General features: G+C 47.6%; 7 protein-coding genes and 1 pseudogene. 3 read left to right on the plus strand and 5 right to left on the minus strand.

All coding sequences use genetic code 11. The features are described from left to right. Positions 1–369: 369 nt before the first annotated feature. Genes ACCI51_RS01565 through ACCI51_RS01575 form a run of 3 tightly spaced genes read right to left on the minus strand, consistent with a single transcriptional unit; the run spans position 370 to position 6,333 of the window. Entirely contained in the window at positions 370–2,508 is a 2,139-nt protein-coding gene (locus tag ACCI51_RS01565; protein ID WP_371842353.1) for an ATP-binding cassette domain-containing protein, read from the minus strand. Next, positions 2,498–5,236: an ATP-binding cassette domain-containing protein gene (locus tag ACCI51_RS01570; RefSeq protein WP_371842354.1), complete on the minus strand. Its 2,739-nt coding sequence runs from the start codon at positions 5,234–5,236 to the stop codon at positions 2,498–2,500. The genes ACCI51_RS01565 and ACCI51_RS01570 overlap by 11 nt, the downstream gene beginning before the upstream one ends. Continuing rightward, positions 5,233–6,333 (minus strand): HlyD family secretion protein, encoded by a 1,101-nt coding sequence (locus tag ACCI51_RS01575; protein ID WP_371842355.1) that lies wholly within the window; start codon positions 6,331–6,333, stop codon positions 5,233–5,235. The genes ACCI51_RS01570 and ACCI51_RS01575 overlap by 4 nt, the downstream gene beginning before the upstream one ends. 1,495 nt (positions 6,334–7,828) lie before the next feature. Here ACCI51_RS01575 and ACCI51_RS01580 point away from each other — a divergent pair. Next, positions 7,829–8,149, plus strand: coding sequence for a hypothetical protein (locus ACCI51_RS01580; protein ID WP_371842356.1), 321 nt, complete (start codon positions 7,829–7,831; stop codon positions 8,147–8,149). Between the two features lie 388 nt (positions 8,150–8,537). Further along, a pseudogene (locus ACCI51_RS01585) lies at positions 8,538–9,229 on the plus strand (transposase). 142 nt (positions 9,230–9,371) lie between these two features. Here the strand turns inward: ACCI51_RS01585 and ACCI51_RS01590 are convergent. Beyond that, positions 9,372–12,245, minus strand: a complete 2,874-nt coding sequence (locus ACCI51_RS01590) for a TonB-dependent receptor (RefSeq protein WP_299588046.1) — start codon at positions 12,243–12,245, stop codon at positions 9,372–9,374. A 519-nt stretch (positions 12,246–12,764) separates the two neighbouring features. Then, positions 12,765–13,466 (minus strand): glutamine amidotransferase-related protein, encoded by a 702-nt coding sequence (locus ACCI51_RS01595; RefSeq protein WP_299588043.1) that lies wholly within the window; start codon positions 13,464–13,466, stop codon positions 12,765–12,767. A gap of 374 nt (positions 13,467–13,840) precedes the next feature. Between ACCI51_RS01595 and ACCI51_RS01600 the strand changes: the two genes are divergently transcribed. Then, positions 13,841–15,442: an AbgT family transporter gene (locus ACCI51_RS01600; protein ID WP_299588041.1), complete on the plus strand. Its 1,602-nt coding sequence runs from the start codon at positions 13,841–13,843 to the stop codon at positions 15,440–15,442. Positions 15,443–16,157: the final 715 nt, after the last annotated feature.

Here is a 16,157-nt window from a genome sequence, read left to right on the forward strand (position 1 = left end):
TAAAAAGCCCGCTTACGCGGGCTTTTTACAAAACGGTAAAGCTCATATATCAGTAATATTAGATTAGCAAGTTCCTAAACAATAGCTACCAACCTAAATAACCACCTGGAAAAGAAAGCCCTCAATCATTGCCCTTTAGCAATCATAAGCATCTTCCTCACCAAAGTAACAAGCTTTAATCATTCATCATATAGAAATTAATTTTCATCAGGCAGTGCAACACCTGCCTCTGGGCCAGCATAAATATTAGTTTCAGTATGCATACCATTTCTCCATATAAAATTTAAATAATGTCCCTAACGAAACATAGTTAAGAACAACACATAGCTTAACCTGAATCTAACACGACACACCATAATTAACCAAAAATTATGGGTGAGCGATCACAATTAGGCTGTTCGAATTTTTTCGCACACACTGGAACGATTGTCTCAAATTCTCAGGATCCAATGCCGCAAAACTTTCATCCAGTACTAGTAATTCCGCATTTTGCAGAATTGCCCGGGCTATAAACAAGCGACTCATTTCTCCGTGAGATAACCGCCAGCCCATTTCCCCAACTGTCTGCAGCATACCTGCGGGCATTTTTTTTAATAATGGCGTCAGCCCCAGTTCATCACAAATACTGTAAGCCCGGATTACGCTTTCTGGCTTTGGTGGCCATTCATCGCCCATTAATAAGTTAAATAAGAAGGAATCACCAAGTACATGATTTTCATGGAATTGGGGGGCTGACGCGACTAACTTGCGCCAATGTTCCGCGCCGATACTAGTTCGATCGTACCCATGAATTAGTAGGAGTCCATTATCCGGTTTTTGAACACCAGTAATTACATTCGCTAAAGTAGATTTGCCAGAACCGGAAGCACCTTGAAGAAGCAGACGGTCTCCCGGATAAATACTCAGGTTGCAATCCGCTAGTGCCGCTTTGTCTTTATCGGGATAACAAAAATACAACTCACGGATATAGCACAAGGGCTGACCTTCCCCTGGTATACTTGTCTCGTCACCATTCGCTTTGACGGCCGTGGACGTTACTCGCTTTGCGGGAGTCTCCAATGAAAAAAGCTCGCGTACTTTCTCCCAGGCGACAAGAGCACTGAGGGCGCTCGTAAATCCGCCCATGCACTTAAGTACCGCGCGATAACCAAGCAGTACCCCACCCAGAGCCACTGCAATCTGTGCACTTTCACTGTTGCCACTGACAAAAACCGGCATCAAGCCAACCACCCCCAACAGCAGCCAGAAACGCGGTAACAGGGCAATCAGGCGGGTCATAGTGCCATCCATAGTGGCAGAACTCTGTAAGTACTCCTCCTGCTCCCGATCTTCACCCTTGTGCCAATCCGCTGGGGGCTGTTGTACCAAACGGGTTCGGTGGCCAAGCATCTTCTCAATCAAGCGATGGGTCATGCGCAGGCGATCGCTGGTCCAGCGCCTTCGACTGAGGTACTGAGCCCGCCCCAGGACAAAGGCAAAAAGCAAAAAGATTGGGAGTATCCCCAAAAGCACTGGCCCACCAACACCCAAAAACAGCACCAGAGAAGCCAGTACCAATTCCACACCGCCAAGCAGTAACAAAAAGCCCCCCTGCAGAGCGCTGGCTTCGATATTTTCGGCATCGTAGACACGCCCAAGTACCTGACCCGAACCCATATGACGCACCTTCAAGGGATCTATACGCAAGGCACTGGCGAGTAAGCGCTGCTTTAGCAGCGCACCAGTTTCTAACGATATTGAGCCTTGTAAGCGCGCGGTGAGCATTGACAGAGGAATCTGTGTGATAAGTAGTAGCACCCAGGCGGCCAGCCAACCGGTATCTATACTGCCTTCGAGAACGGCGTAACCAATTAACCACCAGCTGGCCATAAATAATGCCATTTGTAGGGTATGGCAAACCATCATACTTAAAAAACGTATATGCTGGCGGCGGTGGTGCAACTGCTGCAAAAAAGGGCGGTGTGCAGGGAGACGAAGCAACCAACATTCATCAATTTGTAGTTCTGTCAGGTTCTCCCGCAACAGTGCTGAAGTCGCACGAATACGTCGCCGCCCAACGATACTGGCACTGTCGAGTAAATCGGTAATACGTTGATGCTGTAGGGCTTCATGCGCACGAGTTAGTTGGCTCAGCACTATCTGCGGACGCAACTTTACAACCTGCAAAGATGGAGTGAGCACGCGCAGATAGCGCCGGCTCCCGCCACACAAAGCGACAAAGAGTTCCTCATCAGCAACGCGCAAGCGAACCAATGCCGGCGCAGCCCGCACCAACAACTGTTCCAGCTCCCCATACTTACAACTGACACGCTCTATTTTTAGATCTAGCGATTCCGCGCCAAACAGCAAGTGAGCTTCCAGGTCCGATAGCACTTCTGAATTTGTACCATCACTAAGATCTACCGGGTCAAGGCCAGCCTGCTGAGCCAGGGCCCTCAAGGCGCTATTCGCTTGATTTACCGGCCAACAGAGGCTTTTCAACTGGCTATGCGAGCTCTCAGGCTTCACAATCCACCTCTTTGGATTGAGTGGCTCTTTGTGGTGTTTGCACTTTATTTGCAGGCTGCACCTCGCTAACACGCCCATCACTCATATAAAGGCGGCGCCAATCTTCATTCTGCCAGCACTCTTTCCAGAGGTTTTTTTCCGCTAATAACAGCTGGGCATAACGGGATTGTCTCTGTGCTTCGAGGTCTTTAGGGGCAGCATCTTCAACAATTTGCCCATCTTCCACGACCAATACACGGGGAAAGTTTTTAGTTTCTGAAATATCGTGAGTGATACAAATCAAGCTAACCCCTTTCCACAACTTTCGTACCCGATCGAGCAAGCGCTGACGCTGCTCGCGGTCAAGCCCTCGAAATGGTTCATCCAAGATCGCGCAAACAGGCGATTCCCGCCCCAAAGCACGCCCCAGGCGCACACGTTGGCCCTCTCCTCCACTGACCAGCGCGCCGCTTTCTCCCAGAGTGCCCTGCAAACCGTCAGGCAGAGATGCCACCAGCTTTAGAAGATCTGCCTGCTGGAGAATTGGATATAGGGGAGCATCGGCACTGTTGCCGTAGTGCAGGTTATTCAGCAAGCTACTGTTCCACAGTTGGATGGCAGGATCGACCCAAGCACACTGCAAACGGAAGCGGGCCTGTAATTCTCCTGTCAGCTCTTCACCATTCAGTAACACACGCCCTGTGGCCGGCTTGTACCAACCCAATAACAAACCCGCGAGGCTAGACTTGCCCGCACCGGATGCTCCAACAATGGCGATATGCTCACCAGGAGCAATTTTAAGATTTATATCCCTAAGAATGTTTCGCCCGCTGGCATTGACACTGACATTTTCGAAATGAAAAGACACGGGCTCTTTTAGACGAGGAATCTGTGTGTCCGCCGTATCTTTACTCTCCTCGCCGGGTACCGCCTGAAGAGGCTCCAGGGCTCTCAAGAGAGTATTGCGCTGACGCGGATATTCTCGCATTAATACCGCGATATCTTCTCCGAGTGGTGGCAGCGCCAGCACCCAGTAAATCAAGAGAAGCAGGTCGGGACTGGCTCCTCGAATCTGGACGCAGTAAATAACCAGAGCGCTCGTTAAAATACTATTCACCAGCAGCTGCACTACTTGGCTATTAAGCTGGAATCGTAATGAGGAATAACCGGCTTTAATCCACTCAGTGAGCAGGCTCTCATGTTCTCGGCGCACCGATTCGCCAGCACCATGGGTACGTATAGGAATGATCCCCAGTAGCGCATCCATATAAAACCTGGCCAGTGCACCAGCATGGGTTTGTACACGCATATTCCGATCACTGAGCGCTGGCTGGAACAACAATGGGATAACTATCTGTAGTCCCGCCATTAGCAGTACCAAAGGCGCGGCGGGGGGGGCAATCAAAATAATACCTACAGCCGTAGCAAGTAATGAAAGCCCCTTAAAAAGTATGCCGCCCCCCAATACTGGCAATTCCCGCAGAGCGGAAATACGATGGCTTCTCTCGGCAGTATCCGAGGTTGGACGACTTTGAAAAAAATGATCGGGGATTTTGGGAAGAGCAGAAAGAAAACGTATTCGAAAGCGATTTTCCAGGTGCCGCCCAATCATCAGTTGCACCTTTATCGCAGGTAACTGCACAAGAATGAGCGTCAGCATAAATCCTAGCAACAGAGTAACCGTGCCCAGTCTTTGCACCTCTGTAGCAAGTTCCGTGTGGATATCTATCAGGCCGCGAAATAGCAACGCCTCCACCATCAGACCAAATACCGCAGCGAGCATCGCCAACAAAACAATACTCGGAGCAAGCAGACCGTCTTCGCGTAAAAATCCCCATAATTGCTGTAGGGGACGTACTGGCGGCGCTCGCAGGGCCCTGGATAAAGCCTCGGACTCTGGATTTACTTCGGCAGTATCGCGCACCCCCTTCACGCTCACAATGACCGCGCCACTAAATTCCAGCTGCTTGGGCTCGACCTCAACGGCTTCCTTCCCTTCAGCTCCTGGGATCTGCTGCGGTTTCACACACCAGTAATTTTGTGGCACCAAGCTATAAGCATTGGTAGCGCCACTCGCAAAATCCGTCATCAGTTTACGTAACATTGCGCTGGCTTCTTTGCCACGGCGCACCGCTCCGGAGGAGACTAACGAAAACAACATCCGCACACTCGCATCGAGGAAAGCCAGCGAAAGCCAATCCCCAGGCTGCAGAGCACACGCACAACTTTCCTCGCTGACAACCTGAGAAATTTTTAACTGCTTTATGCGCTCGCGCAAAGGATCAAGAAAATCTTTTCCGCCAGCCCAAGCCCGCCAGCCCTGAGGCGGAACACGCATCGTGTGTATATGCAACTCGTCGAGAAAACGACACGCGCTGGGCCAGCGCCTTCCCGAAGCTGGATCCATAACCTGCACAATTCCACGGTGGTTGCGCCAGGCAACAACGAAATGGGTGTTGCCATTAGGCAGGCGCACCACCACCAATCCGGGCAAATAGCCGGCCGTATCCAGGAGCAGATGATCTTTGGGCACCACCATCTGTGTAGCATCCAACCCCAGCTCCACAGCAATTTTTTCCAGCGTGTTTATCGAGGTGCCATCTACATCGGTTTGACAGGCATCACGCAGGTGGCCGTAATGCACATTGACCCCAAAGCCCTCCAGCAAACACTTGAGAGAAGCCGGGCCACAATCCATATTGGAGGTCTGCACAACTTCGGGCACCAGCCAGCGGGTACCACCCTTCACTGCTGGGTCTCCAGTAAATTAGCCGTGCTTTCTACCTGCCCGGACAATAGATCCCCAACCCTCTGTAACAGTAACTGATAAGGTGTCTTGACCGCCGTGGCGATCTCAACCCTTGCCGGCAAATCATGCAGTAATGGCAATTGCGGGGGGGCCTCTCCGCGCAGGGATAATTCAACGAGAATCTGCCCCGTCTGAACCGCACTAGCCACCCGTTCAACACGGGCCTGTAGCTGGCCATAACGCGTCCAGGAGAATCCATCCAATTTCACCTGCGCACTTTGTCCCGGGCGAATATGACCCAGCGCCAAGGCAGGGGGGAAAAAAGCCTGAACAGTAATACGGCCCTCTGCCTGGAGAGTGGCAATCTGTTGCCCCGCCAACAAAACCTCTCCCTCACGAATATCTGCCAGAGACGCAAGTTTACCCGCGATAGGCGCACGCAACCGCTGTTCGTCTGCAGCCAAGGAGCTCTGCTGAATTCGAGTATTCACCTCTGTCAGCTGCCTCTGGAGATCTTCTCGACGCTGCCCTAACGCACTCACTGCCAACTGGTACTCATTAGCCAGCTGTTCCCGACGATCACTGATTGCACGCATTGCCGCTTCCGATGCAAGAGTGGCCATGGCCATCTGCTGGAAAGTACGTTTTGCCGCAAGGTAGTCCAGCTCGGAGCTTTGCTGCTTCTGCAGCAAGCGCTCATAGCGCGCCTTCACATCCGCCTGAATTTTCTGATTGCTCACCTGAAGTTCATGCTGTTGTCGCAGAAGTCTTAGTTGATCGCCCAACGCCTTATCATCCTCGGAAAATTTCTTATTCCGCAAGCTATGTTCGCGCTCGATCGACTGTAATTGTGTTGAGATACTCTGGGAGACTCGTGAATCACCATCCAAATCCAGGTCCAAGGCTTTGGTGTCCAGCTCAATCAATAAATCTCCACGATTGAGGGTATCGCCTAGTGAGGCCTGGATAGCAATCACTCTACCGGTTCGCTGGGTGCTGACATGAACGGTATTCTGCTCTTGCTCCAGTTTGGCTTGGTCACTGACACTATAAATAGTGATTTCCTGAAACAAGAACCAAACTGCCCAGGCTGCCATAAGGAGCACACCCAAAATACTCATCAATCCAGGGGAGTAGAAAGAATCAGAATTAATCGCGCGAGAAGTTTGAATAAACGGTGTTGGCAATACAATTCACCCAGTTCGTACCAATTAAGGCGTATGAAGATTCTTTGTGGTTATAGTACGAATACAGCCATGTGCTGAGTATCGAGCGGCCAAATCTAAATCCCTACTATCGGTTAGTCAAACCCGAAATTTTTTATTTATCCTTGAGAAAGCAATTTTTTTTATAGTGCTCACAAAGATATGACACCCCAATCGGCCGGGTACCTAACAACAACCAGCAGCAGCAGCAGCAGCAGCAGCAGCAGCAGCAGCAGCATTAAAAAATATCATTCCAGCTCATAAGGCAAGATAAGAAGTGACACGGCGAATGAGATATTTTTGCTTACGCACTGGAAGCTTCCTACTTTTTACTTCGCCTATTTCTGAGTTACCCAACAACTTGACACGCTCTCTACCGCAAAAGCCACCAAAATTCTGATAACCAGCACATCCTATACTGAAAAAACAATTTATGACTGCGTACAATACATGACGTAAACCTTTGTCCTGCTACACGGCTTATTTCACGGCGGAGGGTGCTGGGGGAGGGTGAGAAACGGCTAGAGGCTGCGGGACATCGCGTCTTCACGCCAGCCCAAACTGGCCTTGGGGAGCACTGCCACCTGCTTTCCCCATGAGTTGGTATCGACACCTTCACTGAAGATATCGTCAACTTTACAGAGTGGGAAGAACTATATGGAGTTACTCTATTAGGTCACAGCTTTGGGAGTATCACCCCATCCCTAGTGGCCGACAGGCTAAGACACCCTGTACAGCACTTAGTCTACCTGGATGCCGCTATAGCCCAAAATAGTCACTGTTTTTATGAGCAACTGGCCGAATATAACCGGCCTCAACGCCTGGCAGCGAGCCAACTCCTTCAGGAAACCCGTTGTTTTATGCCGACCTATGCAGCAAGCTTGCATATAACCAATCCTAATAATTTCGACTGGGTAGAGCGCCACCTAACTCCGCATCCTGTCCAACTCTACCTGGAACGAGTAAAGCGGTCCCAATCTGTCGGATTCGACATAAATTGTACCTATAGAACCTGTACAAAACCCGTACCCCCTCTTTTGTACTGAGCAGGCACTGGGCAAACGCGCAGGGCAATTGGCAACTCAGATACATACCGACCAGGCACAGCGCACCAATTACAAACTCAGGCATTATCAGTAATCTATTATTGAGGTTGCCTTGACCGCATACTAAAGCCAAATAAAGTACCCTCAAAATCTCCCTAAATACTCTGCTACCGATGTTCACACCTACTGGTGCTGCACTAAAAGTTACCGCCCTTTAAGGGTGTCTAACTATCCACTTGAAATTAGCATGTTAGCCAACAACAGCTACACTAGGAGTAGGTGAAATCAAATGAAATGTACAGCGCCAGAGCATCTCTTTACTAGTATCAGGGATCCTAAATATGCCTAGCTGCAAAATTTTTGTAGATTCCAAAAAACTGATTCCAGATTCGGTAGCCAATCTATTTAACGAAATGATAATTGAAGGATTGGAAGCACAGGGAGAGCAAGCACTGGTTGCCATTATTGAATCCAAACAGGTAGAACCCGCTGGATGTTATATTGAAATTATCTGCTGCCGAAAACCCGCCCGCACCCATGAAGTGTTACAGAGACTAGCTATTCAACTGGATAAGACGGCTCGAAGAATTTTTCAAACAGATGATCCTATCAGGGTAAGAATTCAGCTGATGGATGAAGACTTTATGTCCGGAGTGAACTAACTTTTCTGATAAAATTAAATCAACCTATAAAGATTTTAACTCTTGGCTTCAAGTAATAACTGCAATATTACCCATTTATTAATTGAAATTTCTCTCGGGGACAAGCACAACATAGAGAACCATAAAGTGTCCGATAAAAATTTCGCGCCCGCCCCAGGGTCAAACATTAAGCACAGAAGTACTACCTGAAATCCACAGCATATCTTCTCTGGAATATTACACCTGAAAAATCTCTGTTCGCGACGATGAATTTTAACCGCAATGCTCACTGAATTATTACTGGGTTACAGCATTCATACTCTCATCCTTACCCAATTATCACTCTTATCAAGCCACAGATAACTGTATATATAAACAACCATCTGTTTGATCCTCAAGGTAATCCTCCATGGATCGCAACAAAGTGCAGTTCCAGAAGGACATTAGCTTGATCCAATTTCTAAAGAATAAGGAGGCGAAAAGCCACGCTTTGATGCACTCTACCAATGACGTTAGCCAAACGGATTTTCTTGCCTTCACTGAGGGCACGACAAGTATTGCGACCCTTCTTATCGCAAGCTCAAACAGTGTAACCGGTGTCGACTCAGTCGTCGGTCACTCCTCGTACGACCTCTAACTCCACTAAGTTGCCCCTCACCACTTGGCTCCTAGGAATCTTTCGTATCTCGCATGATAAGAAAGGCATTTCCCGTATAAAGTTGTCGCGTCATCTAGGTACCTCTTACAACGCTGCTTGCGTGTACAAAACAGAAACTCATGCAGTGTTCTCCGATGATTTTGCGTGCTTCAATGCAATCACAGACACTGATTGTGTGCATGACAAGATTGTTTGTGGTGGAGGTCGGACTTCTGTTGAAGAGCTTAAATTATATTGGGTGAATACGGCTCTTGGTAATTTAAAGAGTGCGCTACGAAGCATCTACTATACGATTAGGCCGAAATATACACAGCGTTATTTGGCTGAGTTTCAATATCGAATAAATAGAAGATTTGACCTGTCATTGCTCACTCCTAAATTTTTTCATCTTACTTCGGACGCCACCGATGTCGGAAAGACTGCCGAATATTGGCTTAACATAGATGGTAATTAGGCAGCGTAATGAAACCGCATCCCGCTAAAAAAAACAGTAAAAATAGAACCTAAAAACAATTAAGCCCAGGAAAACTTCGAGATTACCTGAGCTTAACGGAACACTACAAATTAGAACATCACCTAAGAGATTTAATTAAAATCATATCTCAACCCTAATCGCACACTACGGGGAGTTTGATAGTAGTAGGGATCTCCAAAATATTCATAAGCTTCTGCTGTACCATCAAGGTCACCTTTTTCCTCAATTTCAACAACAGAGTCATTATTAAATATATTGAAAACATCTAAACTCACCAACAATTTTTGGTTGTTTGCCAACTCAACAGGGTATTGCGCGTTCAGATCTAAGTTCCAGTAATTCTCCGTTCTACCCAAGCTTCCACGTGAGTTAAGCCTCCCTTGGCAGTAGAAAGATTCAGAGCCATACTCTGCAGCAAAATCATCTGTTGGGTGCATACCAAAACAGTTTTTGGGGCGGCCAGTTTGCCACATAAAGTTAGCCCCCAACCTTAACCCCATATCAAAACTATAAGTACCAAACGCTTTTATGGTATGCCTACGATCATTTGGCAAATCCCCATACCCACCATGTAACAAACCAGGCTGATCGAAATTTGTTGTGAGGCCCGAGTCAGTTTGGCCATTATCTGAACGAACATAACCCTCATTATTACCCCAACTATGACCCCACGTATATGAGGCATCAAGTGACCATCGACCATCAAATGGGCGCTTGAAAGTAAACTCAACAGCACCATACTGACGCTTAGCTTCTGGGTACCCCAACTGGGCAGCGGATAAGTTGATGTACTCACCCTGCTCTGGTATATAGATACGCATATCATTACCAGGGTTGGTCAGAACATATTGGTGGAATCCACCAAAAACATCTTCAACACTAGCCCCACCTACTTTAGATGCATCCCAGGTGCCCGTTGAGGTATAGTGGCTTATTACCGCCGCATCAATTGCCAAATCTTCCAGAGCCACCTCTAAGTTACGATAAATACCTCTCACACCAAGCTGAATTCCATTATCCAAAAAATATTCATACCCAAGGATATATTCCGACTGATACATTGGATCGATATTTTTATCCACGACACTCCTGGTATCTTTTAGACTGCCGTCTGCAAAATAAAATAGTCCGTCAGAATCCCCTAAATTACAGGGAGTTGCATCGTTATTAAGGCAGGAACTTTCCCAATCAAACCACTCGCTAGTATATAACTCCGCCCCTGCAAGCCTTACATTTGTGTTTGAAGCCACAGGAAGATAATAAAGCCCTGCGCTTGCAAATACTTTTTGCCTACCATCTCCAGATGGATCCCAAACAGTAGAAAAGCGCGGCGCCCATTGGTCACTAATATCAATAAACTCCTTTCCGGCGGCATTTTTATTAGTGAACGTCTCATTGCGAAGCCCAAACTGTACAGACCAATCATCCGTTATCTGCCAAGTATCTTGCAGATATATTGCAGAAGACTCGGTCTCGAAGCTTCCTACGTTTTCATAAATAAGCTGGCGAGCCCGGCCTAGCTCTGGATATAATCTCCATATTTCGCCACCCGAATATGAAGTATTCTCAGTAAGACTATTAACTTCATTATCAATACCGACTTCCACCATATGGTCATCGATGGTCCAGGAAAAATCTACACGAAACATTTCTCGCGTATCTTCACCCACCTCCACACTTGATCCAACCCAATTACCAATAGATACACGACCAGGGTTATACCAATAAACGGTAGAAGCTTCATCGTTACCTGGAACTTCACTTCGATCCTGTGAATTTTCACCATAGGAGATACTTAAGGTCATAGAATCATTCAAGTTACCTATATAAGAAGCAATCCAGTTATGACCTCCCCGGCCATAAACAATATCCCCAATATAATCACCTGTTTTACCGGTATCAGAATCGTAATTATAAATTCCTTCAACAATATCACGCTCATCACTAAAAGCAGTAAACTCTACTCGATGATCTTCATTGATATAACCATCAAGCTTCACTCCCCAAAAATCTGACTTTGTTTCCTCCTTGTATCCGCGCCCACTAGTTATTCCGTAATATTCTTGGTTTTCAACAACATTACTATAGAGAGCGTAGAAGAAAAGTCGATCTTCTATAATCGCGCCGGAAGCATATATATTGGCTTCACGAGTATCCAACACATCTTTATCATTATCCCAAACAAAAGTATTTGGAGCCGTATCAGTTTCTTCATCATAATAAACACTGGTACCGAATTTAAACTCATTTGAACCACTCTTTGTAGTGGCATTCATAACACCGCCAGTAGAGCGACCAAACTTTGCCGAATATCCACCCGTCTTCACCTGAATATTATCGTAAAATTCGAATGGTACCGTTGAATAACCTAAGCCATTTCTAAAATTAGTAGTATTCAGCCCATTGATATAACTTACATTTTCAGCAATTGAGGAACCAGCAAAACTGGTTCCACCACCAAATTGGTCAAATGTTCGATCACCTTTGGAAACACTTGGAGCAAGAAGTGTAATTGAATTTAAGTTGCGCGCCACTGGCAGCTCAATGATTTCGTCAGATGAAATAACCAAACCAGATTCAGCAATACCGATATCCCGCTGAGATATAGGCTGACCATTAACGACAACCTCCTCCATCTGAGAGCTATCACCAAGCAATACATTGACCGTCCCACCCAAACTCACTGAGACCAATCGAGTTTCAGTAACTTCATCACCAGATAAAAGTTCTAATTGATATTTACCAGGAGGCAAACTTCCTACCCTAAACTCACCTTTATCACTAATTGATATATCTCTAGAAACGCCTCGAGATAGATTAGTGACTCTCACTTTGTCAGATTTTTCCACATTGACAACAGAACCTCTAATCGCACCGGTCGTATTGTCTGCCAAAGCGACCTGACTTGCTGCAAGCACTGCTCCTATTGATACAGCAATTAAACTCTTCGAAAACCCCTTCCTAGCTTCACTTAATGAAATCATAAAACCCCCAGGTAAATTTATTTTATTTAGATAACTGGGACGCGATCAGGCACATCGAGATAGCAATCCCGAGAAACTATATTCTTAACTTTGTAAATCCAAAAATGCACCAGAAAAATGAGAGGCAAGTCTCAAAAAGTTCATAAAGATGGAATCATTTCACAAAAAACAACTGAAAAAATGATATTCAAGCCAAGAATTTTGTGGCTTTCTGACGCAAAATTGTAAAAGCTCTAACCTGAAAAATAGTATTTCCTTGAACCCCATAAAAATAATGGAAACACAGCAATAGCTGTGTAAAACCATATTTATATTTAGGCTCTCCCAAAAATATGAAAATACTAACCCAAATAAAAAATGAGAATTGAGAAGGGATATTTACTAGAATTTAATCCACTATAGACAGAGATAAAAGTACTAAGAAAGGGATATAAAAGAACTTAAAGCTACTCTAAAGGTAGCATCGGCAGCATTTAAAAAAGGTGGTTTACCCACCTTTTAAAAAAGCTGATTAACCCTTTATTTACGCAAAAACTCCAACATCCACCGGGCAACCGCATTCTCGTGAATATCGTTTTGCAAGGATGCCTGCCCCTTTTCCACAACATCCGTACCAAAAGCTTCGCGACGCAGCTCCATTAAGCTGTTTGAGTAGGGCTTGGTAAATTCTGGATGAGCCTGAAAAGTGAGCATATGGTCATCCACCTGGAGCATTGCCATCGGGCAGAACTCACTGGATGCCAGTATCCGGCCACCGGGCGGCAGTGTAACCACTTGATCCTGATGCGTGACCAGAAGGTTGAAACTGTCCACAGGTTCAGACATCCAAGAGGGGGTCTCTTGCATTTCGTAGGAGTGCACCCCAAGGCCCCATCCTTTATCCGACTTGTGGGCCCTCCCTCCCAATGCCTGGGCAATTAGCTGATGGCCAAAGCAAATGCCGATGGTCGGTTTTTTCCGATCATGCAGCTTGCGCACAAAATCCATCAGGGGCGGTATCCACTCTTTATCATCATAAACACCCGATTTACTGCCGGTGATCAAATAGGCATCTACCTCATCGACCTGATGCGGATACTGACCGTGCTGCACCTCGTAGGTGGTGAATTCCAGTGTGGAATCCTGGCTGCGCAATAGGTCAGCGAACATCTCCGGGTATTCACCGTATTCGCCCACCAGTTCTTTGCGCACATCATCGGTTTTTAATACTCCAATCTTCATTATTTCACCGCTGGGTTGACTGCTGAGTTTTCGGATTATGGCATATAACAGAATCCTAGGTCGGCTGGCCTATCGCAAAAAACTACGCCTCCAAAGCTCCCCTTCCCTTCTCATATCCTCTTCAGTTCACCGCTTGGGTAAGAGGCCTGTTGGCACTCCAGAATCAATTCCCTCTAAGTGCGCCTGGAACAGCAGGGACATCGCCAGGCAGGCAATCGACGACCAAGTATCCCGCAACATTCCAGCGCGGGCATTCTTACCTCCAGGACTTTTGTGTATGATCGCGGCCTTAGCACATTTTTCAGCCAATTATTGGGCTAACGGATATCCCAGAGGCAATTAGGGTTACCCGCCAACAAAATTGAGGACAAACAATGACCACAACGACCTCCCCGAGCGACCGGCAGGACGGCCCCCCCGGACGCAAAACGGCCTTTACCCGCTTCCTGGACGTGGTGGAATGGCTAGGCAATCTGCTTCCCCATCCCATCACTCTCTTCGCGCTCTTCGCCGTGGGCGTTGTGGTACTGAGTGGCATCGCTTCTTATTTTGGCCTTTCGGTGGCCGACCCGCGCCCGGTGGGTGCGGCGGGACGCGACCCCGATGGTGTCATTGAGGTCTTCAACCTGATGAGCGGTGATGGTCTCAGGATGATCGTCACCAGCCTGGTGCATAACTTTACCGGCTTCGCGCCCCTGGGCACCGTTCTGGTAGCCCTCCTCGGAGTGGGGATTGCCGAGCACTCGGGACTGCTAAGTGCCGCCGTGCGCGGCCTGGTGCTTCAGGCCTCCAAGCGAACAGTGACCGTCATTGTTGTTTTCGCCGGCATCATTTCCAATACGGCCTCGGAACTCGGCTATGTGGTTCTGATTCCCCTGGCCGCCATGATTTTCCACTCTCTGGGTCGTCACCCACTGGCGGGTCTGGCTGCCGCTTTTGCCGGTGTCTCTGGCGGCTACAGCGCCAACCTATTATTGGGCACCGTGGACCCATTGTTATCCGGCATTACTGAATCGGCAGCCCACATGATCGACCCCACCTACAGTGTGGGCCCCGAGGTGAACTGGTTCTTTATGATCATCAGTACCTTCCTGATTACCATCGTGGGTAGCTGGGTGACCATGGCGATTGTGGAGCCGAAGCTGGGTAAGTACGATCCCAACGAAGCCTCCGTGGACCTGAGTCAGGACAAACTGGGCACCCTAACCGACGATGAAAAACGCGGGCTCAAATATGCTGGCCTCGCTGTTCTCGCCGTCTCTGCGGTATTTGCACTCTCGGTAGTGCCCGAATGGGGTGTGCTGCGCAATCCCGAAACCGGTCTGGTGGCTGGCTCTCCATTCCTAAAAGGTATTGTGTCTCTTATTTTGGTGTTCTTCGCTATTCCCGGCTTTGTCTACGGCAAGGTGGTGGGCACTATGAAGAACGACCGCGATGTCATTGATGCTATGGCCAGAAGCATGAACAGCATGGGCATGTATATTGTGCTGGTGTTCTTTGCGGCGCAGTTTGTAGCTTTCTTCAAAGTCACCAACTTGGGAACCATCTTTGCCGTACTCGGCGCCGACACCTTACAGAGTATCGGCCTGACGGGCCCTCTGCTGTTCCTGTTCTTCATTATGATGTGCGGATTTGTGAACCTAATGCTGGGTAGCGCCTCGGCACAATGGGCCGTTACCGCTCCTATCTTTGTACCTATGCTGATGCTTCTTGGGTACGCACCGGAAGTGATCCAGGCCGCCTACCGTATTGGCGACTCGGTGACCAATGTGATTACTCCGATGATGAGCTACTTCGGTTTGATCATCACCTTCGCCGCCCGCTATAAGAAAGACCTTGGTATGGGCACGCTGATCGCCACAATGATCCCCTACTCCATCTTCTTCTTTGTTAGCTGGACCGCCCTGTTCTATCTCTGGGTATTTGCCTTTGGCCTCCCTGTTGGGCCCGGTGCAGCAACCTATTACGGTGGCTAAAAACCCCTTACTGAAAAGGCCCGCTCTTTAGCGGGCCTTTTCAAATGCGAAAGAAATGTACAAGCTCCCCCCTCAATAACCCCTCCTGCCCCTTAGGTATCATCCGGTTTCCATCTCCAATAGGACCGATTTACCCGCTAGGACATTTTTTCGATAGCCATCACTAAAAAATTAATATTCCCAGTGACGCAGTCGTCATAAAACAAAAAGTGTCAAAATGAACAGCAGGAGCATTTATTACCAATTTAAATTATTTATAAGGAACTATTTTTCAAGAGAGGCTAACCCTAAGCACTCCCAAGTGATTAATAGCCTTTAAATCATCCAGAAAAAACGAGTAACATTACATCGTAATAACGTTTAGCGGAGATCGATACGCGGATTATCGCCAGCAGAGCCCTGCCCTGATCTAACTATCATTTATTTTCCGCTCAGGACGAGCACTGTGGTTGTGCCCTACCTTACCTTCACTACTGGAGGTAAAGATTGCTATTGCCCTCCATCACTGACATTTCAGGACGTCAACTTAAAGCAGGCCCTGGCCGGCAAGACTGTCCTCTCATCCAGTTGCAGTTAAGCCCTCAACAGATCAATACGATGAGCCATAAGGCCGCTCTTTATCTGTAATATCCGCCCAAATTCGATCTATGCCGCCGGATTAAACCCTTTCACCCTGAGAAATCTATAACAGCAACTTTCCCAGGGATTCACAGGA

The sequence above is a fragment of the Microbulbifer echini genome, from assembly GCF_041447225.1.
Taxonomy (GTDB): Bacteria; Pseudomonadota; Gammaproteobacteria; order Pseudomonadales; family Cellvibrionaceae; genus Microbulbifer; species Microbulbifer echini.